This is a genomic window from Streptomyces griseoruber (assembly GCF_001514205.1).
Lineage (GTDB): Bacteria > Actinomycetota > Actinomycetes > Streptomycetales > Streptomycetaceae > Streptomyces > Streptomyces griseoruber.
Map to the genome: position 1 here is coordinate 347,109 of NZ_KQ948768.1, position 19,984 is coordinate 367,092.

18 protein-coding genes are annotated in these 19,984 nt (G+C 71.7%); 7 read left to right on the forward strand and 11 right to left on the reverse strand.

Annotated features, from left to right (window positions below):
* Nucleotides 1–124 precede the first annotated feature (124 nt).
* Nucleotides 125–1,168 carry an Lrp/AsnC family transcriptional regulator gene (locus AQJ64_RS18510; RefSeq protein WP_244902667.1) on the forward strand — a complete coding sequence of 348 codons (1,044 nt, stop codon included), beginning with the start codon at nt 125–127 and terminating at the stop codon, nt 1,166–1,168.
* Between the two features lie 20 nt (nt 1,169–1,188).
* Here the strand turns inward: AQJ64_RS18510 and AQJ64_RS18515 are convergent, their stop codons facing one another.
* Together AQJ64_RS18515 and AQJ64_RS18520 are read right to left on the reverse strand one after the other, a co-directional pair.
* A complete protein-coding gene (locus AQJ64_RS18515; RefSeq protein WP_059202773.1) occupies nt 1,189–1,782 on the reverse strand; it encodes a TetR/AcrR family transcriptional regulator in 594 nt (197 codons plus the stop codon).
* Nucleotides 1,783–2,000: 218 nt separating this feature from the next.
* Nucleotides 2,001–2,915, reverse strand: a complete 915-nt coding sequence (locus tag AQJ64_RS18520) for a hypothetical protein (RefSeq protein ID WP_059202774.1) — start codon at nt 2,913–2,915, stop codon at nt 2,001–2,003.
* A 235-nt stretch (nt 2,916–3,150) separates the two neighbouring features.
* Between AQJ64_RS18520 and AQJ64_RS18525 the strand changes: the two genes are divergently transcribed.
* Nucleotides 3,151–4,182 carry an AraC family transcriptional regulator gene (locus tag AQJ64_RS18525; RefSeq protein WP_240512581.1) on the forward strand — a complete coding sequence of 344 codons (1,032 nt, stop codon included), beginning with the start codon at nt 3,151–3,153 and terminating at the stop codon, nt 4,180–4,182.
* Between the two features lie 32 nt (nt 4,183–4,214).
* Here the strand turns inward: AQJ64_RS18525 and AQJ64_RS18530 are convergent, their stop codons facing one another.
* The 3 genes from AQJ64_RS18530 to AQJ64_RS18540 are packed head-to-tail and all read right to left on the reverse strand — an operon-like array spanning nt 4,215 to nt 7,812.
* Nucleotides 4,215–5,624, reverse strand: coding sequence for an aldehyde dehydrogenase family protein (locus AQJ64_RS18530; protein ID WP_055633498.1), 1,410 nt, complete (start codon nt 5,622–5,624; stop codon nt 4,215–4,217).
* On the reverse strand, nt 5,621–6,496 hold the full coding sequence (locus tag AQJ64_RS18535; RefSeq protein WP_055633499.1) for an SDR family NAD(P)-dependent oxidoreductase: 876 nt from the start codon (nt 6,494–6,496) through the stop codon (nt 5,621–5,623). Before AQJ64_RS18535 ends, AQJ64_RS18530 begins: the two co-directional genes overlap by 4 nt.
* Nucleotides 6,493–7,812, reverse strand: a complete 1,320-nt coding sequence (locus tag AQJ64_RS18540; protein WP_055633539.1) for a flavin-containing monooxygenase — start codon at nt 7,810–7,812, stop codon at nt 6,493–6,495. The genes AQJ64_RS18535 and AQJ64_RS18540 overlap by 4 nt, the downstream gene beginning before the upstream one ends.
* A 215-nt stretch (nt 7,813–8,027) precedes the next feature.
* Between AQJ64_RS18540 and AQJ64_RS18545 the strand changes: the two genes are divergently transcribed.
* Nucleotides 8,028–8,651, forward strand: coding sequence for a TetR/AcrR family transcriptional regulator (locus tag AQJ64_RS18545; RefSeq protein WP_055633500.1), 624 nt, complete (start codon nt 8,028–8,030; stop codon nt 8,649–8,651).
* Nucleotides 8,652–8,749: 98 nt separating this feature from the next.
* Here the strand turns inward: AQJ64_RS18545 and AQJ64_RS18550 are convergent, their stop codons facing one another.
* Genes AQJ64_RS18550 through AQJ64_RS18570 form a run of 5 tightly spaced genes read right to left on the reverse strand, consistent with a single transcriptional unit; the run spans nt 8,750 to nt 13,038 of the window.
* Nucleotides 8,750–9,061, reverse strand: coding sequence for an L-rhamnose mutarotase (locus AQJ64_RS18550; protein ID WP_055633501.1), 312 nt, complete (start codon nt 9,059–9,061; stop codon nt 8,750–8,752).
* Nucleotides 9,058–10,080: an aldo/keto reductase gene (locus AQJ64_RS18555; protein WP_055633502.1), complete on the reverse strand. Its 1,023-nt coding sequence runs from the start codon at nt 10,078–10,080 to the stop codon at nt 9,058–9,060. The genes AQJ64_RS18550 and AQJ64_RS18555 overlap by 4 nt, the downstream gene beginning before the upstream one ends.
* Entirely contained in the window at nt 10,077–10,826 is a 750-nt protein-coding gene (locus AQJ64_RS18560) for an SDR family NAD(P)-dependent oxidoreductase (protein ID WP_055633540.1), read from the reverse strand. Before AQJ64_RS18560 ends, AQJ64_RS18555 begins: the two co-directional genes overlap by 4 nt.
* 14 nt (nt 10,827–10,840) lie before the next feature.
* A complete protein-coding gene (locus AQJ64_RS18565; protein WP_055633503.1) occupies nt 10,841–12,175 on the reverse strand; it encodes an L-fuconate dehydratase in 1,335 nt (444 codons plus the stop codon).
* Between the two features lie 11 nt (nt 12,176–12,186).
* On the reverse strand, nt 12,187–13,038 hold the full coding sequence (locus tag AQJ64_RS18570) for a fumarylacetoacetate hydrolase family protein (RefSeq protein ID WP_055633504.1): 852 nt from the start codon (nt 13,036–13,038) through the stop codon (nt 12,187–12,189).
* Nucleotides 13,039–13,890: 852 nt separating this feature from the next.
* On the opposite strand from AQJ64_RS18570, the gene AQJ64_RS18575 reads away from it, so the two are divergent.
* From AQJ64_RS18575 to AQJ64_RS18590, 4 genes are all read left to right on the forward strand, one after another.
* Nucleotides 13,891–14,940 (forward strand): sugar ABC transporter substrate-binding protein, encoded by a 1,050-nt coding sequence (locus AQJ64_RS18575; protein ID WP_055633505.1) that lies wholly within the window; start codon nt 13,891–13,893, stop codon nt 14,938–14,940.
* Between the two features lie 80 nt (nt 14,941–15,020).
* On the forward strand, nt 15,021–16,598 hold the full coding sequence (locus AQJ64_RS18580; RefSeq protein WP_055633506.1) for a sugar ABC transporter ATP-binding protein: 1,578 nt from the start codon (nt 15,021–15,023) through the stop codon (nt 16,596–16,598).
* A gap of 2 nt (nt 16,599–16,600) precedes the next feature.
* Entirely contained in the window at nt 16,601–17,641 is a 1,041-nt protein-coding gene (locus AQJ64_RS18585) for an ABC transporter permease (protein ID WP_055633507.1), read from the forward strand.
* A gap of 77 nt (nt 17,642–17,718) precedes the next feature.
* Complete coding sequence (locus AQJ64_RS18590; protein WP_055633508.1) at nt 17,719–18,420, forward strand: FadR/GntR family transcriptional regulator; 702 nt, start codon at nt 17,719–17,721, stop codon at nt 18,418–18,420.
* 326 nt (nt 18,421–18,746) lie between these two features.
* On the opposite strand, the gene AQJ64_RS18595 is transcribed toward AQJ64_RS18590, so the two are convergent.
* Nucleotides 18,747–19,934: an MFS transporter gene (locus AQJ64_RS18595; RefSeq protein WP_055633509.1), complete on the reverse strand. Its 1,188-nt coding sequence runs from the start codon at nt 19,932–19,934 to the stop codon at nt 18,747–18,749.
* Nucleotides 19,935–19,984: the final 50 nt, after the last annotated feature.

The following is a 19,984-nucleotide window of genomic DNA, read 5'->3' on the forward strand; positions in this document are numbered from 1 at the left end:
CATCGCTCAGCTGCGACACGCACAGGGTCTCGTGGACGTCCAGAGTGCGACACTGCGCCGTACGGGTCGGCGAAACGCAGGATTCACCCTCGCCGGCCGCCGTGAACGCAGGATCCGGAGACAGGTGCCCGTGCTGAGTGAAGGCGATCTCGCGCTCATCCACGCCCTGCAACTGCGCCCCCGCGCCTCCTGGACCGAGCTGGGCCGCACCCTCGGCGTGGACGCCGTCACGGCGGCGCGCCGCTTCAGGCAACTCACCGAGCGCGGTGAGGCGTGGGTCGGGGTCTCCCCCGGACCCACACTGCTGCACCGCCTCTGTGTCGCGTTCGCCGAGATCGACTGCGCGGCCGGGGCGGCCGACGCCGTGGCCGGCGCGCTGCGGGGCCACCCGCACGCGGTCACCATCGAGCGGACCGCGGACACCCACCGGCTCCTCGCGACCGTGGTCACCGCCGACATCGCGGCCATGGCGCGCTACACCCTGGACGTCCTCTCGGCCGTGCCGGGCATCGCCGCCGTGCGCACGCGGATCGTCACGCACATGTTCGCCGAGGGCGGGCAATGGCAGATCGACGCGTTGGACCGCGAACAGCGCTCACTGCTGCGCACACCGCCCGGTGGCGGGGAGACCGGGCGGGGCACCGGCAGCGAGGAGATCACCTCGCGGGACCGCACCCTGCTGAGCCTCCTCCACTACGACGGCCGCGCCTCCTTCCAGACCCTGGCGGAGGCGCTCGGCACCACCGCCTTCACGGTCAGGCGGCGCCTCGACCGGCTGACCAGGCTCGGCCTGGTCCGCTTCCGCTGCGACTTCGCCCGCCCACTGGGCGGGTGGCCGGTCGCGGTCACGTTCTGGGCCACGGCCCCCGTCAGGGAACTGCCCGCCGTCGGGCACGCCCTCGTCCGTCTGCCCGAAGTCCGCAACTGCGCCGCCGTCACGGGCGAACACAATCTCGTCGTCCAGGCCACTCTGCACTCCGTGAGCGACGTGCCGCGTCTGGAGATCCGCCTCTGTGACGTCCATCCCGGCCTCGTCGTCACCGACCGGACGATGACCCTGCGCCACGACAAGCTCCTCGGCCGGGTCCTCGACCCGCGGGGCCGCTCGCTCGGCGTCGTCCCGCCCGACGTGTGGTGCGAGCCGGGCACGTCCGCCCCGGCTCCATGAGGTGGGGCGCCCCGGCCGGCTCAGGTCTCCCTGGGCGTGGTGTGCCGGAGGAGGTGGTCGGCCAGCAGTTCGAGGGCCGCCCGGCTGTCGTCGCTGTTGCGGTCCACCAGCCAGGTGATGTTGAGGCCGTCGAGCGTCGACTGCACGTACCGCGCGAGGACCGGTACGGGCACCGTCCACTCGATCCCCGCATGGTCGGCGGCGAGTTCGAGCAGGGCGGCGTGGGCGCCGAGGAAGATCTCGTACTGCCGTCTCGCCACGTTCTCGAAGCCCGGATTGCGCAGCGCGTACTGTGTGAGCTCATAGTTGATCTGGTGCTCACGAGGGTTGGCCTCGAAGCCCTTCCAGAACGTGTACAGGCTGTCGAGGACGCTGTCGCGGATCTCCTTGTGCGGTGCGAAGAGTCCCCGGACCTCCGCCACGTACCGCTCGGTCAGAGTCTCCGTGACGAGTTCGAGCAGCTGCTCCCTGGAGTCGAAGCAGTAGTGGAACACCCCGAGGGGCATGCCGGCCTCGTTCACGATGGCGCGGGTGGTGGCCTTGGCCACGCCGTCCCGCGTCATGACCCGGATCGCCGCTTCGAGCAGTTCGGCCCTCCGGTCGGTCGCCGCCATGCGGGGCACGCGCACTCCTCTCTCCACCGGCAGCTTCGCCCGTCAGGATAACGGCGGTCGGATACTCACCCCAAGAGATCTCAGTCATCCGTCCAAGACGCCTGACTCGGCGCGGTGCGCCCGGGAACGCACGCCGCGGCGAGGACCGACGACGGCTCCGCCCGGGAGCGGAGCCGTCCGGCCTTGCTACGGCGTGACAGCGACGCCCGGTCGCCCCGTCAGGAGCGACGCGCGCGCCCGGCCGCGTACACCGCCCCGGCGCCGGCCGCGACCACCAGGGCCGCCGCACCCGCGATCAGGCCGACCGGTGCGCCGGCACCCGTCTCGGCCAGCGGCGGCTTGCTGCCACTCGGTGACGGCGTGGGGGTGGCCGGCGGTGTCGACGTCAGCGGCGGCACGTCCGGAGTCGTGGGAGGTGTCGAGGAGGGCTTGGGCGCGGTGGGGGTGGCCGGAGGTGTCGACTCGGCCGGGGGTGTGCTGTCCGCGGGGGTCGTGGGTGTGGCCGGCGCGGTCGGGGTCGGCTGCGACGCGGTGGGGGTGGGCGAGCCGGGGGTGCAGGCCTTCTCGCCGCCGTTCCAGGCCGCTATGAGGTGGTACGGGGTGACGACGCCGTCGGGCTCGTAGGGTGCGGGGCCGTGCCCCGCGCCGCTGCCGCCGTCGTAGGTGACGTCGTCGCCGTACAGGTCGATCTGGCCGTAGCAGTCGGGCGTCTTCACGCTCAGCTTCTGCCAGGTGCCCTTGGCGTCGTCCGTGCCGGCGACATCGGCGGAGGTGAGGTAGACGGTGGCCTTGTCGACCAGCGTCTGGTGGCCCGAGGTGTACCAGTCGGGGCCCTCGGTGGTGTACTCGGCGAGGGAGACGGGGTACGTGCAGCCCTCGGCGACCTTCTGGCCGGGCGCGAGACGGACCTCGACCGTCCCCGGGGCGGACTTCCAGAGGTAGAGCCCGCCCTGCGAAGTCCAGTCGGCTCCGACGACGTTTCCGTCGGCGCCGACGATGCGGTACTGCACGGTGGCCGACTGGCACCCGCCGGCCGGTGCGGCACTCGCCGAGCCGGCCGCGAGCACGGGGAGTGCGGCGGCAGCGGTGACGGCGAGCGCGGGCAGGGTTCTGAGACGTTTCGAACGCGACAAGATGAGCCCTTAAGGAAAAGAAGGTGTGGGAGGTGGCACAGTGCGAACGGCGGACGCACGCGGGGAATCGTCACAAGGCATGCGCGAACAGACCGGTCGCCTCACTTCGTCCGCTGTGAACGCGACGAAGTAGACCGGATTCTGCTCGGCATTCACAACTTCCGTCAATCTTCCGCGGGTTCACCACGCTTCCCCCCGGTCACCAAGGAACCATATGCCCGACAAACACCCTCGAATGCCCTCGCCCGGAACCAGCCGCAGTACCTCGGCCACCATCCAGCCGAACATCCTGCGCTACCTCGCCCTCGTCTCCGACGCGTACGACGTCCACCTGCAGCCCCTGCTCACGGACGTGGGACTGGACGAGGCCGTGATGCGCTCCGCCGCGCTGCGGGTCTCCTACCGGCAGGGCAGCGTCGTCATCCGGCGCGCGGTGGAGCTCACCGGCGACGCGCATCTGGGCCTGCGGGTGGGCGCGGCGCAGCACCTCACCGCCTGGGGTCTGCCCGGCTTCGCCCTGATGGCCGCCGACACCTTGCGGGACGCGATCGACACGGGCGTGCGGTTCCAGAACCTGTCCGGCGCCATGGTGGTCTGGTCGGCCCGGCCGGAGGACGCCGGGTATGTGCTCCGGGCCGAGCTGCCCGATCCCGCCCTGGATCCGTCGGTCGCGGTCTTCCTGGCCGAGGAGGCGTTCGCCAGCGTCGTGGCCCTCACCCGTTTGAGCGCGGGCGCCGAATTCGCCCCGCTGAGTGTCGGGTTCGCGTTCCGGCCGCCGCACGACACCGGGCCGTTCACGGAGTTGTTCCGCTGCCCGGTGCGTTTCGGCGCCGCGGAGAACCGCCTGGTGTTCCCCATGGCATGGGCCGCCCGGCCGATGCCCGGGCGGGACCCCGTCACCTACGCGGCGGTGATGGGGCTGCTGGAGGAGCAGATGACGTCACGCCGGGACCAGCAGGAGCTGCTGGAGGTGCTGGAGATCTCGATCGCCCAGAGCCTGCCCGACGTGCCGTCCTTCGCCGACCAGGCCCGGCGGCACGCCACCAGCGAACGCACCCTGCGCCGTCGGCTGGCCGAGTGCGGCACGACGTACGAGGCCCTCGTCGACGGGGTCCGCCGGGAGCGGGTCGAACAGCTGCTCCGCCGGCCTGGGCCGACCCTGCGCGATGTCGCCCGGCAGGCCGGTTTCTCCGACGTGCGCGCCCTGCGGCGGGCGGTGCGCCGCTGGCACGGGGTGACCCCGGGACGGCTGCGCGCCGGCATCTGAGCCGACGCCGCCCGCACCGCGGGGTCACCCGGTCAACGGGTCCGGATCCAGACCGTCTTCTCCCTGGTCCACTGGTCGAAGGCGCCGGTGGACTTCTCCGCGCCGCCGAACCCGGACTGCTTCCAGCCGCCGAACGGGGTCGTCATGTCCCCTTCGCTGTAGGCGTTGACCGAGACCACTCCGGCCTCGATGCCCCGCGCCAGACGGAACGCCGCGTCCAGGTCCCGGGTCCACACCGAGGCGGCGAGCCCGTACTCGGTGGCGTTCGCGACGCGCACGGCCTCGTCCTCGGTGGTGAAGGTCCGGACGGTCACGACGGGGCCGAACAGCTCCTTGGTGAGCACGTCGCCGTCCTCCGGCGCACGGCTGATCACGGTGGGCGGGTAGTAGGCGCCGCGTGCCGGCAGACCGTGCGGGAGGCCCCCGGTGTGGAGGTGGGCTCCGGCGGAGCGCGCCGCGTCCACCGCCGCCGCGACCCGGTCGAAGGCGGCACGGTTGATGAGCGGCCCCACCTGGGTGCGGGCGTCCGCGGGGTCGCCGATGACCAGCCCCTTCGCCGCCGCCGTGAACCGGTCCAGCACCTCCTCGGCGATGCTGTGGTGGACCAGCACGCGCGAACCGGCGGTGCAGTTCTGGCCCATGGTCAGGAACGCGGCCTCGGTCATGGCGTCGATGAGGTCGTCGCCGTAGGTGAGCGCGTCGGGCATCAGGATCTGAGGGCTTTTGCCGCCCATTTCCAGGGAGACCCGCTTGAAGTTGGTCTCCGCCGCGTCGGCCAGGATGCGGCGCCCGGTGGCCGTGGAGCCGGTGAACGACAACGCACGCACCAGCGGGTCGCGGGCCAGCGCCGTACCGGTGACGGAGCCGTGGCCGGGAAGCACCGTCAGCACACCGTCCGGGAGGCCCGCCTCCTGGGCCAGCTCGGCCAGGTGAAGGGCCGAACGCGGTGTCGCCTCGGCCGGCTTGAGCAGGAGGCAGTTCCCTGCCGCGAGGGCGGGTCCCACCTTCCAGGCAGCCATGGCCAGGGGGTAGTTCCAGGGCAGGATCGCGGCGGCCACCCCGACCGGCTCCCGGCTCACGAGCCCCAGACTGTCGTGACCGGTGGGGGCGACGCGCCCGAAGATCTTGTCGGCCGCCTCGGCGAACCAGCGGACCGACTCGATCGCCCCGGGTACGTCGCCGGTACGGCACTCCGTGATCGGCTTTCCTGCGTCCTCGCTGTCCAGCCGCGCCAGAATCTCGGCGTCGCGCTCCATCAGGTCGGCCAGGCGCAGCAACACACCGGCGCGCTCCCTCGGTGCGCGTCCCGACCAGACGCCGCCCGTGAAGACGTGGTGCGCGCGCTCGGCCGCCGCCGCCACCTCGCCGGCACTCGTCGCGGGGACCGTGGCGATCAGCTCACCGGTCGCCGGGTTGACGACACGCAGCTTCTCCTCGCTCATGCTTCCTCCACCAGTTCCCAGCGGCCGCCGACCTGACGGGCCAGCCCCCTGCGGCGCAGGTCGTCCAGGTAACGCGCCATGCCCCGCTCACCGCGCTTGCGGAACAGCGGGAACAGTCTCGGAAGCAGGTTGGGCGCCAGCATCGCGAACCGCACCAGACGGGACTCGCCGGGCCGGACGTACGCCTCCAGCCGCGGCTTGTCGAGCAGGCCGACGACCGCGCGCACGACGTCCTCGGGCTGTTGCGGCCGGTCCTGGAACTGGAGGGAGTTCCCGCCGTCGACGGCTTCCTGGCGCAGCATCCGTGTGTCGGTCGCCGACGGCAGCACCGAACCGGCCCTGATGCCCTTGCCGCGCAGGTCCAGCCCGATGGCGAGCATCGCGCCACGCAGCCCGAACTTGGACGCGGTGTAGATGGGGGTCTCGCCCAGCGGGAAGATCCCGCCGAGGGACACCGTGGTCACCACGCGCGGGTCCGTGGCGGCGCGGAGCAGCGGGAGGGCGATCCGGGTGGTGACCAGCGGCGAGAGCAGGTTGAGGCCGATCTCCCGCTCGATGCTCTCCACGCTGCGCACGTCGAAGCGTTCGGCGCTGGTCATGCCGACGTTGTTGACCAGGACGTCGAGACGGCCGTGGGTGACGGCGACGCCGTCGATCGCGCGTTCCACCGCCCCGCGGTCGAGCAGGTCGCAGCCCAGCCCCATGTGCCCGCTCCCCGGCAGGCCCGCGGCGGTCCGCTCGGCCCGGACCTCGTCGATGTCGACCACGACGAGACGGGCACCGCCTCCGGCGAACCGCCGGCACAGGGCGCTGCCGATGCCGCCGGCGCCGCCCGTCACCAGGATGACCTTGTCGCGGAAGTCGTACGTCACGACGCCACCGCCTCCTGCCGCACGGACGTGGCCCGGGGCGGCCGGCCCTCGGTGCGCCAGCCCATCCCCGCGGCGACCTTGCCGAGGTACTTCACGAAGGCGTCGCTGTGGACGTACCCGGTGTGGCGCGGTGAGTCGACGAACTTCAGTCCCCCGCTCAGGTCCGGGCGGTCGCCGCGGATCATGCGGGCGAAGCGCTCGGCGGTCGGCAGCCCGTGCCGCGAGTCCCGGATGAAGGAGGCGATCAGCTGGGCCTGGGTGTCGAAGAGCTGGTAGGCGCCGGAGTTCGTCTCCACGAACCCGATGCCGAAGAGGCCCGCGTGGTCGCGGGAGAACGCCGACAGGTACAGATCGGGGTGCTGCTCGTCGCCGAAGTACTTCTGCGCCACGGGGACCTTGTGGAGGTATCCGGTCGCCAGCAGGATCAGGTCGAAGGCGTCACTGGTGCCGTCGGTGAAGTGCACCGTCCGGCCCTCGGTGCGGACCACCCCGGGCCTGGCGTCGATGTCCCCGTGCTGGAGGTGGTGGATCAGCATCGAGTTGATGGCGGGGTGGGTCTCGAACAGCTTGTGGTCGGGCTTCTGCAGTCCGAGCCGGCGCGGATCACCGTTGACGAGCCGCAGGAGGGCACCGAACACCTTCTGCTGCAACCACATCGGCAGGTGTGGACCGCCCGCCGCGATCGTGTCCACCGGCCGGCCGAACAGATGCTTGGGGATGAACCAGTAGCCACGGCGCATGCTGATCGCCGCGTGGTCGGCGGAGCGCGCCGCGTCGCAGGCGATGTCGAGGCCGGAGTTTCCCGCACCGACCACCAGCACCCGCCTGCCGCGCAGTTCCTCGCTGCTGCGATAGGTCACGGTGTGCCGGATCTCGCCGGTGAAGTCACCGGGAAGGTCCGGGATGTTCGGGTGCCACTGCGCACCCGTGCAGACCACGACGTGGCGGTGCACGCTCTCCCGTCCGTCGGCCCGGGTGACCGTCCAGGTGCCGTCCGCGTTCTTCTCCACGCCGCGGACCTCCGTGCCGAACTCGATCCGGTCCCTGAGCCCGTACGCGTCGGCGAAGGACGTCAGGTAGGACAGGATCTGCCGGTGCGGCGGGTAGTCCGCGAAGTGGTCCGGCATCGGATGGCCGCCGAACCCGGACAGCGTCCTGCTGGAGATGAAGTGGGCCGACTCGTACATCGGGCTGCCCGGGTTGTCGATGTCCCACAGTCCTCCCGGGCCCGTGTGGCGCTCGATGTGGGTGTACGGCAGCTCGCGCTCCGCCAGCGCCCTCGCCACGGCCAGCCCCGCGGGTCCCGCCCCGATCACACATGTGTCGTACTGGTTGTCGTCGCTCACCAGTCCGCCTCCTCGCCGCTTGCTCAGGTGTTGCCGGGAACCTATGCGTCCGGAACACGGCGGCAACTGACCCGCGCGGCCACAGAGGGGACCTCGGCGGCCAAGGGGGATGCCGCTGAGGACCACCGGCGGGCCCGACTTGGTCGCACGACTTGCTCGGCAGACTGAGTCGATATGATCCGCGCATGGCTCATGTGTCCGCGGCGGAGCGCCGCCCCCAGCTGATCAAGGCCGCCATCGACCTCATGACCAGGGAGGGCGTCGCCGCCGGAAGCACCCGCGCCATCGCCGCCGAACTGGGCGTGGCCCAGGCGACGGTGCACTACACCTTCGGCACCAAGGAGGACCTGTACCGGGCCGTCATGGAGCAGCTCACCCATGACCTGATCGCGCAGGTCGAGCGGGCCGCACCGGCGGACGCCGGTTTCGAGGAGACGATCGCGGCCCTGGCCGCGGCCCTGTGGCGGACCCTGCGGGAGCAGCCGACCAGCCACCAGCTGCTCACCGAGCTGTCCATGTTCGCCCTGCGGACACCACGTCTGGAAGAGGCCCTGACGAGCCACTACCGCGAGGTGACGACCGTGACGACGAGGCTGGTGACCCAGGCCGCCGAACGCACGGGACACCAGCTGGCCCAGCCGGCGGAGACCCTGGCCCGCTTCTTCCTCGCCGGCTTCGACGGCCTGTCGGTGCAGCACCTCTCCCTGCCGGACGAGGAGGCCGAACTCACCTGCCTCCAGGCCATGGTCTCAGCCGTCGTGGCCCTCGCGGGTGGCCGGCTGGAGCTCGTGCCCATGGCGGTGAGGTGACCCCAGGGGTTCGTCGCGCGGTGGGTGCCGTACACGTCGTGGCAGCCGGGACGGCGCCGGTCGATCGGCGCGTAGGACACGGGCGCCTTGGCGCGGACTCACAGTTCCCACACCACGGGCAGTGAGGCGTCGGCGCCGTCGGCGGAGTAGTCGTGGACGACGTCGAGCAGGTCCGCCATCCGGGCCTGCCAGGCGATGTTGACCGGCAGCTTCTCCAACTCGGCGATCATCGCCCGGTAGTCCTCCACCTCCAGCACATGGAAGAGATCCGTGCCGCTGCGCCAGATCGTCCACTCGCGGACCCCGGCGGCCCGGATGGCGGCGGTCAGTTCCTCGGGCACCTCGCGGTGGGCCGCCTCGTACGCGTCGACGCGGTCGGCACGGACCTTGGTGTGCAGGGCGATTCTCACAACGGCTCCTTCGTCGGCGGGGCCGGCTCCGACGGATCGCGCCCGGGAGCCGGAGTGCCCGGGGCCAGCAGTCCCCGTGCTTGCAGTTCGTCCCAGAGGGAGGCCGGGACCGGGTGCCGCAGCATGGCGACGGTGTCGTGCACCTCGTCGGCGGACCGCGCGCCGGTCAGCACGCTCGCGACGGCCGGGTGCCCGAAGGGGAAGTGCAGGGCGGCGGCACGCAGCGGGACGCCATGCCGTTCGGCGACCTCCTTCAGCCGCAGGGCCCGGTCGAGGACCGGCCTGGGGGCGGGGGCGTAGTCGTACGTGATCCCCGGCCGCGGATCGGCCAGCAGACCGGAGTTGAGGACACCGCCGACGAGGACGCTCCTGCCACGGGCTGCGGCCTCGGGCAGCAGTTCGACGAGCCCTTCCTGTTCCAGGAGGGTGTAGCGGCCGGCCAGCAGGACGACGTCGATGTCGGTGTCGCGCAGGAAGCGGGCCGGGACCGGGCACTGGTTCATGCCGATGCCGATCGCGCCGACGACTCCCTCGGCACGCAGCCGCTCCAGCGCCGGGTAGGCCTCATGGAGCGCCTGTTCGACGTGGTCGTCGGGGTCGTGCAGGAGCGCCACGTCCACCCGGTCGAGGCCGAGGCGGTCGAGGCTGGCCTCCAGGGAGCGCAGAACGCCGTCGGCGCCGAAGTCCCGGACGCGCCGGTGCGTCGCCGGGACGGCGAAGCCGTTGACCCGGTCGTCGCCCTCGCCGTCGTGGGGCACCAGCAGGCGTCCGACCTTGGTGGACACGGTGTACGCGGCACGCGGGCGGCCGCGCAGCGCGGCGCCCAGACGCCGTTCGGACAGGCCGAGTCCGTAGTGCGGTGCGGTGTCGAAGGACCGGATCCCCGCGTCCCAGGCGGCCTCCACGGTCGCGGCGGCCGCCTCGTCACCGACCTGGCGGTACAGGTTGCCGATGCCGGCGGTGCCGAGGGACAGCCGGGTGACGTCGACGGCGGTGCCTCCGAGCGGCACGCTCCTCACGAGGCCGCCGCCGGGCGCAGTCTGAGTCCCTGCATACCGCCGTCGACCGCGAGGGCGGTGCCGGTGACGGACGCCGCCGCGGGGCCGGCCAGGTAGCCGATCGCCGCCGCGACCTCCTCTGCGCTGACCAGCCGCCCCATGGGCTGGCGGGCGTCCAGGGCGGCCCGCTCGGCCGCCGGGTCGTCCGCGGCGTCCAGGAGCCGCGCGACCCACGGGGTGTCCGCGGTGCCCGGGTTGACGCAGTTGACACGGATGCCCTCGCGGACGTGGTCGGCTGCCATGGCCAGGGTCAGGGCGAGGACCGCGCCCTTGCTGGCGGAGTACAGCGCGCGCTGCGGGAGGCCCGCGGTGGCCGCGATGGAGCAGGTGTTGACGATGGAGGCGTGTGCCGAGCGGCGCAGATACGGCAGGGCGGCCCGGCTGGTGCGCACCATGCCGAGGAGGTTGACGTCCAGAACGTGGTGCCACTGGTCGTCGGTGTTGTCCTCGATGGTGCCGACGGCGCCGATGCCCGCGTTGTTGACCACGACGTCCAGGCCGCCGAGCCGCGCGGCGGCCTCGTCGACGGCGGCGCGTACCGAGGCGTCGTCACGGACGTCGGCTCGCAGGGCGGGCAACGGGCGTGGCACCCCGGAGGGGTCGAGGTCGAGTACGGCCACCGTGGCGCCCTGGGCGACGAACATCCGGGTCGTGGCGAGCCCGATTCCGGAGGCCCCGCCCGTGACGACCACCCGCAGGCCCCTCATGCCGGCCGGGCCGGTCACGCGCCCTCCTGTCCGGCGAGATCGGCGGCCCAGAACGAGCCGTCGGGATAGCGGTAGGCGTCGATGGACTCGGGGCGCATGGTGGCGGAGAAGCCGGGGGTGAGCGGTGCCGTGTAGTGGCCGTCGCGGATGAGCACGGGCGCGGTGAAGTGGTCGTGGAGGTGGTCGACGTACTCGATGACCCGGTTCTCGGTCGTGCCGGACAGGGCCAGGTAGTCGAACATCGACAGGTGCTGGACCAGTTCGCACAGTCCGACACCACCGGCGTGCGGGCACACCGGTACGCCGAACTTGGCGGCGAGGAGCAGGATGGCCAGGTTCTCGTTGACACCGCCGACGCGGGCCGAGTCGATCTGGAGCACGTCGATGGCGTCGGCCTGGAGAAGCTGTTTGAAGATGATCCGGTTCTGCACGTGCTCCCCGGTGGCGACCCTCACCGGGGCGACCGCCTCGCGGATGGTGGCGTGGCCGAGGATGTCGTCGGGGCTGGTGGGCTCCTCGATCCAGTAGGGGTCGAACGCGGCCAGCGCGGTGGTCCACTCGATCGCCTCGCCGATGTTCCAGCGCTGGTTGGCGTCGATGGCGATGCGGATGCCGTCGCCGACGGCGGCGCGGGCGGTGCGCAGCCGCCTGATGTCGTCGTCGAGATCGGCGCCGACCTTCAGCTTGATCTGCGTGAAGCCGTCGGCGACGGCCTGCTTGGCGAGCCGGGTGAGCTTCTCGTCGGAGTAGCCGAGCCAGCCCGGCGAGGTCGTGTAGCCCGGGTAGCCGCGTTCCAGCAGGACGGACTCCCGTTCCGCCAGTCCGGCACGGCCTTCCCGCAGCAGGGTCAACGCGTCCTCGGGGGTGAGGGTGTCGGCGATGTAGCGGAAGTCGACCTGGGAGACGAGCCACTCGGGGTCGGCGTGGGCGAGCAGGCGCCACAGGGGCTGCCCGGCCCGCTTGGCTGCCATGTCCCACACGGCGTTGACGACCGCGCCGATCGCCATGTGCATCACGCCCTTCTCGGGCCCCAGCCAGCGCAGTTGGCTGTCCCCGATCAGATCGCGGTTGAGTGAGCCGGGGTCGGCGCACAGCTCGTCCACCGAACGGCCGACGAGATGGGGGCTCAACGCTCCGATCGCGGCGACCTGGACGTCGTTGCCGCGTCCGATGGTGAAGCAGAAGCCGTGACCTTCCAGACCGTCGCCGTCGTCGGTGCGCAGGATGACGTACGCGGCGGAGTAGTCGGGGTCGGGGTTCATCGCGTCGGATCCGTCCAGTTCCCGGGAGGTGGGGAAGCGGACGTCGAACGTGTCGACGGCGGTGATCCGGGCGGGGGTTGCAGTCACAGGGGTGCCTTTCACGCTGGGGCGAAGGTCTGGCGCTGGCCACCGAGCCCGTCGATCTCCGGCTCGACGGTGTCACCCGGGCGGAGATACGGGGTGCCGGGCAGGCCGAGGGCGACGCCGGCGGGCGTGCCGGTGTTGATGACGTCGCCGGGTTCCAGCACCATGTAGCGGCTGAGGTACGCCACGAGGTGGGCGACGGGGAAGATCATGTCGCGGGTGTTGCCGTCCTGCCGCTTGACGCCGTTGACGCTCAGCCGCAGTCCGAGGTTCTGCGGGTCGGCGACCTCGTCCGCGGTGACCAGCCAGGGGCCGAGCGGGTTGAAGGTCTCGCAGGACTTGCCGAGGTCCCACTGGGGCGAGTACTCCAGCTGGAACTCCCGCTCGGAGACGTCGTGGCTGACCGCGTACCCGGCGATCACCTCATGGGCCGCGTCGGGCCCGTCGAGGTAGCGCGCCCGCTGTCCGATGACGACCGCGAGTTCGACCTCCCAGTCGGTCTTCACCGAACCTCGCGGGATCAGCACCTCGTCGTACGGGCCGACGACGGTGCCCGGGTCCTTCATGAACACGACGGGACGGGCGGGTATCGGCGCGCCGGTCTCGGCGGCGTGGTCACGGTAGTTGAGCCCGACACAGACGATCTTGCCCGGGCGGGTGACGGGCGGCCCGATCCGCAGGCCGTCGGCGTCCAGTTCGGGCAGCTCCCCGGCCGCCACGGCCGCGCGGGCCCGGTCGACGCCTCCGCAGGAGAGGAAGACGCCGTCGATGTCGGGGGTCACGCCGGAGAGGTCGAGCAGCCGTCCGTCGTCGGTGCGGACCGCGGGCCGCTCCTCGCCAGGGGCGCCGACGCGCAGCAGTTTCACAGGGCAACTCCTTGGACGGAGGGATCGGGGGTGACCGCGCGTGGGCCGATCGGGCGCACCGGCCGGGCCGTCCGGCGGACGGGACGAACGCCGCGTCGCCTCATATTCATCGGAGGAATGGCGGCAACGTGACTGTAGAGGCCACAGAGCGGCCTGGCAACGCATTCCTCGGATGTATCTGTGGACCGAAGGCATCCTGCCCAGGTCATGCCGTCGCCTTCGGCAGGCCGCGGCCCCACGTGGGCACACCGGATGACGCGCCCTCCGATGAATCGTCCCCGGAGCGGTGTACAGCGGCGGCCCGGACAACACGGCTCGCCGCGTCCGTTCCGGAGACACCCGTCCACCGGCACCCGACCGCGCACGCCCGCGGGAGCCGTCGCGGGAGCGGCCGCCGAAGCGCCGCACCGCTGTCCTTCATCGAATCGTGAGGTGGGGCCGACTGCCGTCGCGGCTCCACGCGACGGCGGGCAGGTGCAGGTAAGCGCAGATCAGAGGCTGCCTCCGGCAGCATCTGCCGCGCCCTGCGCCGGTCGCCGACAGCTGTGCTCCACGGGCCCGACAATTCGATGGAGCCCACCTCTTGTCAGCATCGGCAACGCCGTCGTAACGTCCTCGACGTCCCGAGATACATCGGAGGAATCCCCCGGACTGCTGGTGGGGGCGTTCCTCTCGCCACTCCGGACACCGCAGCGCCCGTTCCGCCCCTCCGTCCCCGCCGGGTCCGGTCCCCGTACGCCCTGCCCGGGCGGCGGCAACGCCCGCCCGCGGTTCCGCCCCGCGCACCGGCGACCACGTCCCCCATCGGCGTCGCCCCGCGGCTCTTCCCCTGGCTTAGGAGAGAACACGGCCATGAAGCTCGCTCGTATCCGATCGACCACCGCAGCCGCCGGCGCCGTCCTCGCAGCCCTCGCCCTCGTCACCGCCTGCAACCGGGAGGGCAACAGCTCGGGCGCGGGCGGCGACAAGCCCGCCATCGGTATCGACCTGCCGCGCTCCGACTCCGACTTCTGGAACTCCTACGCGCAGTACCTCAAGAAGGACATCAAGTCCGACGGCGTCAACGCCCTGCCCCTGAGCAACTCGCAGAACGACGTCACCAAGCTGGTCGCCAACGTCCAGGTCTTCGAGAACACCGGCGCCAAGGCAGTCGTCATGGCCCCCCAGGACACCGGCGCCATCGCCTCCACGCTGGACACCCTGGCGTCCAAGAAGATCCCTGTGGTCAGCGTCGACACCAGGCCCGACAAGGGCGACGTCTACATGGTGGTGCGCGCCGACAACAAGGCGTACGGCACCAAGGCCTGCGAGTTCCTCGGCAAGCAGCTCGGCGGCCAGGGCAAGGTCGCCGAGTTCCAGGGTGCCCTGGACTCCATCAACGGACGCGACCGGTCCGAGGCGTTCGCCGCCTGTATGAAGGCGAAGTTCCCGAAGATCCAGGTCTTCGAGCTGCCCACCGACTGGAAGGGCGACGTGGCCTCCGCCAAGTTGCAGAGCCTGCTCGCCGAGCACCCCGACCTGAACGGCATCTACATGCAGGCCGGCGGCGTCTTCCTCCAGCCGACCCTGGCCCTGTTGCAGCAGAAGGGCCTGCTCAAGCCGACCGGTACCAAGGGCCACATCACGATCATCTCCAATGACGGCATCCCGCAGGAGTTCGACGCGATCCGCAAGGGCCAGATCGACGCCACGGTCTCCCAGCCCGCCGACCTCTACGCCAAGTACGCCCTCTACTACGCCCAGGCCGCGGCCGACGGCAAGACCTTCAAGGCGGGGCCGACCGACCACGACTCCACGATCGTCAAGATCCCCAACGGCCTCGAGGACCAGCTGCCCGCACCGCTGGTGACCAAGGACAACGTGGACGACAAGACCCTGTGGGGCAACAGCGTCGGTCAGTGACAGACCGGAGGGAGAGGCAACCGGCTCTCCCTCCGTCCGGCCCTCCCCCTCGTCTCCCCACCCGAAGGACGGTATCCACCATGGCGGACACCGCGACCGCCCCGGCGCAGGCCGGCGCAGGCCCGGCTCCGGTGGCCGAGGCCGCCGGAATCAGCAAGCGGTTCGGCGCCACCGTCGCGCTGCGTGACGCGCGCATCACCATCACAGCGGGCGAGTCGCACGCGCTGGTCGGCCGCAACGGCGCCGGCAAGTCGACGCTCGTGTCCATCCTGACCGGACTGCAACCGCCCGACACCGGTGTCCTGCGTTTCTCCGGCGCGCCGGCGCCCGCGTTCGGCGACATCGACGCCTGGCGCTCCCGGGTCGCCTGCGTCTACCAGCGGTCCACCATCATCCAGGACCTGACCGTCGCCGAGAACCTGTTCCTGAACCGGCAGAGCGACGGAGTGCTGCGGCCCATCCGCTGGCGGGAGCTCAAGAGGCGGGCCGGGGAACTCCTCGGCGAGTACGGCGTGGACGTCGATCCCGCCGCACGGGCCAGGAACCTCTCGGTGGAACAGCGGCAGTTCATCGAGATCGCCCGCGCGCTGTCGTTCGGCGCGCGCTTCATCATCCTGGACGAGCCGACCGCGAAACTCGACGCCCGTGGCATCTCCCGCCTCTTCGACAAGCTCCGCGACCTCCAGCGGCAGGGGGTCGCCTTCCTCTTCATCTCCCACCATCTGCAAGAGGTGTACGACCTCTGCACCACCGTCACGGTCTACCGCGACGCCGCCCACATCCTCACCGCGCCCGTGGCCGGCCTCGGCCACCAGTCCCTGGTGGAGGCCATGACGGGCGAGTCCGCCGCCACCGCGATCCCGGTCGCCGCACATTCCGCCCCGGCGCGGGACGGCTCTGCGGAGCTCCTCGCGGTCGAGGGCCTCACGCTCGACGACGCCTGCCGCGACCTCTCCCTGTCCGTCCGCGCGGGTGAGGTCGTCGGACTGGCCGGCGCCGCGGCGAGCGGCAACGTCCGGGTCGGCGAGGCCGTCGCCGGTCTGCACCCGGCCCGGCAGGGCACCATCACGGTCGGCGGCCGGCGTGTGCGGACCGGCAGCGTGCCCTCCGCGCTCAAGGCGGGCGTCGGCCTGGTCCCCGAGGACCGGCACATCCAGGGCCTGGTCAACGACCGCAGTGTGGCGGAGAACGCCACGCTGACCGTCACCGACCAGCTCGGGCCGTTCGGAACCGTCCTCCCGGCGCGTACCCGGTCGTTCGCCCGGCGCATGATCCGGGATCTGGACATCAAGACTCCGGGCGCGGCCACCCCCGTGTCCGCCCTCTCCGGCGGCAACCAGCAGAAGGTCGTCGTCGCCAGGGCCCTGGCCACCGACCCCCGGGTACTGGTGGCCATCCGTCCCACCAACGGGGTGGACGTCAAGTCCAAGGAGTTCCTCCTGGGCCGGATCCGGCAGATCGCCGACGCGGGGAAGGCCGCGCTGATCGTCTCGGACGAACTGGACGACCTCAAGGCGTGCGACCGCGTCGTGGTCATGTTCCACGGCCGTACGGTCGCCGAGTTCGGCCGCGGCTGGAAGGACGAACAGTTGGTCGCCGCCATGGAGGGCGTGGGAGCCACGTCCGCAGCATCCGACACCGAAGCGCACGGAAGGTAGTCATGTCCGCCACCACAGATGTCACCGACACCGCGGCGAACGTGGGAAAGGCAGGCGACACGGACACCGGGCGCGGCCTCGGCCTCGGTCGCTTCCGCGAGTTGTCGCTGGTCCCCGCCATTCTGGTGCTGGGGCTGATCGGCTTCATCGTCTCGCCGGCCTTCCTGACCTCCGACAACCTCATCGGTGTGGCCCAGCAGTCCACCGAGCTCAGCCTGCTCGTCCTGGCCACCGCGCTGATTCTGATCGCCGGGCGGATGGACCTGTCCCTGGAGTCCACGATCGGCGTGGCGCCGGTGATCGCCGTATGGCTGGTGCTGCCCACCCATGGGGCGCGGTTCACCGGCCTCGGGCTGCTGCCCGAGTGGACGGCCGTCCCGCTCTGTCTGCTGGTGGGCGTGGTGATCGGCGCCGTCAACGGGTTCCTGATCCTGAAGCTGCGCCTCAACGGCTTCATCGTCACCCTCGGCATGCTGACCATGCTCCGCGGACTCCAGATCGCGATCTCCGAAGGCCAGTCCATCGTGGAACTGCCCTCTTCCTTCACCTATCTGGGCAAGGCGTCGTGGCTGGGTATGCCCGCGGCGATCTGGATCTGTGTGACGCTGTTCGCGGCAGGCGGCAGCGCGCTGGCCTGGCTGCGGCACGGGCGGGCGCTCTACGCGATCGGCGGCAACGCGGAGGCCGCACGCACCGCCGGCATCAAGGTCGACCGGATCGTGTGGACGGTCCTGATCCTCGGAAGCCTGCTGGCGGCGTTCGCCGGCATCCTCTACAGCGGCCACTACGGGTCCATCTCCGCCACCCAGGGCAGCGGCTGGATCTTCCAGGTCTTCGCGGCCACCGTCATCGGCGGGGTCAGCCTCAACGGCGGCAAGGGATCGGTCTTCGGGGCGCTCACCGGCGTCCTGACCCTGCAACTGGTCGTGAACGTGATGACCCTGGCGGGCGTCCCGGCGCTCTGGAACCAGTTCCTCAACGGCGCGATCATCATCGTCGCGCTGGTCATCTCCCGTTTCGCTTCCGGCGAGAAGCAGGAGTAGATCCCGCTCGGGCGGGCGGCGGCGCCTGGTCGTCCGCCGTCTGCCGCCCGCACGGCCCGGTACAGAAAGGCGCTCTCGTGGCACTGACGGACGAGGCCATGGACAAGATCAAGGCGATGATCGTCGACGGCGAACTCGCTCCGGGCTCCCGCCTGCCCAAGGAGGACGTCCTCGCCGGACAGCTCGGTCTGTCCCGCAGCTCTCTGCGCGAGGCCGTGCGAGCCCTGACCGCCATGCGGATCCTCGTCACCCGCCAGGGCGACGGCACCTACGTGTCGAGTCTCGAACCTCACCTGCTGCTGGAGACACTGTCGTTCGCCTCGGACGTCTCCCAGGGGCAGACGGCCCTGCAGTTGCTCCAGGTGCGCCGCCTGCTCGAACCGCAGGCCACGGGGCTGGCTGCCGCGCTGCTGGGTCCCGGCGACCTGAGGGAGCTGCGCGCTCTCCTGGCGCGGTCCCGATCCGCCACCACGGTCGAGGAGTTCGTCGTCCACGACATCGAGTTCCACCTGCGCATCGTGGCGGCCGTCGGGAACCCGGTCCTGTCCATGCTGCTCCAGGTGCTTTCCACACAGACCCAACGCGTCCGTATCGTTCGGGGCACCCGCGCCGAGCGGGCCGTGGAACACGCCCACCGCGAGCATGAGGAGATCCTGCGCGCGTTGGAGAACCGGGACGCCCTGTTGGCTGCGTCGGCCGCGACCGTTCACGTGTCCGCCGTCGAGCAGTGGGTCGCGAGGAGTCTGGTGGACACGTCGTTGCAGGTCGCCGAGGACTGACGGCTCGGGACCCGGGCCGGTTCCGGCCCCACCGGCAGGGTGCCGAGTCCGCCGGGCGCGCCGAAGGTGAGCGGCACGCCGGGCCCGTGGCCGGCGCCCGCCGGGGCGTGGCCGGGGCAGCTCGTGGACGTGGGTCGGCCCGCCGCCGGCCACGTGGGCGTCGGCCAGGCGCAGGGTGGTCCGAAGAGGGCGAGGCCCCGGACGCCGGGTTCCCGTCCAGCCGCCCCAGCATGCCGCCGAGCACGAGGGACAGGCGGTACGTGTCCCGGTGAACGTGACGACAGGACCTGCGCGACAGTCGCCGGTCGCCGAAGCGGCCCGGGTGTTCAGACCACGGGTGAGGGCGCCGGCCGGTGCTCGTCGGGGGCCTTCGCGCCGGACACCGTCATCCTCAGCAGGGGCAACGAGGCCGCGAAGGTGCCCAGCGCCAGTACCAGGCTCAGTACGCCGGCCCCGGCGCCGTCGAGGACGGCGCCGACGGCCAGCGGTCCGATGCCGGTGCCCAGCGCTCCGGCACCGCTGAGGGAGGCCACCAGTCGGCCGGTCGGGTCGAGGAGGGCCGCGGCGGCGAGCATCTGCACCAGGACGGCGAGTTGGCAGGTCTGCCAGAGGACGGCCGCGACGACGAAGAGCACGGGGTCGCGGGTGAAGATCAGCAGGGCCATCGCCAGGGCTTGCGCCGAGACGAAGGCCGCCATCGACGGCATACGTCCGAAGCGCCGTGCCGCGACGGGTCCCAGCACCGCGCCGACGAGCGCCACGACGCCGGAGACCGCGAGGACGGCCGACACGGCCGAGTGCGACAGGCCGGTGTGCTGGCGGCCCAGGACCGAGGCGTAGGACCAAGCCCCTTGTGTGACGGCCCACAGGAACGCGGTCCCCGCCAGCAGGACCGCCGAAGGCTTCACCGGGAGCGTCTCCCCCTGCTCCGCGCCGCCGGTGCCGGGTCGTGCGGGACCGTCCGGAAGCCTGCGCACCAGCGGCCAGGCGAGCAGGCAGCACAGCGCCATGAGCAGGAACCCGGTGCCCTCTCCCAGGCCGTGGTCGGCCGCGGGAACCGCCATGATCAGCAGTGCGGTCACACCGACCGTGCCGCAGACGGTGACCGTGCACGCCCGGTCCGCGTCGTCGGTGGCGGCGAGCGCCGCCGTGGCCGCCGCGTAGACCGCGCCCAGCCCCGCTCCGAGCACCAGATTGGCCAGGATCAGCGTCACCACGTCGGTGGCCGCCGTCGCCGCCAGGAAGCCGGCTCCCGCGAGGGCCAGACCGAGGCGGGTCATCCGCACACGGCCGGGACGCGCGGCCCGCCGGGCCAGCAGGAGCGTCACGACCGCCGTCGCCATCAGCTGGGTCGCGGCCACGAGCCCGGCACCGGAGTCCGACAGCGCGAAGCGTGACGCGAAGTCGTCGACGAAGACGGGCATCACGTTCGCGCCACCGTTTCCCAGGGTGACGCCCGCGACGAGGGCCACACCGACGGCGAAGGTCAGGGCGGAGCCGCTGCGGGCGTTCACCGGCCGCTCCGCTGCGGGGAGCCAGCGGTGATGACCGCCCTGCGGCAGGG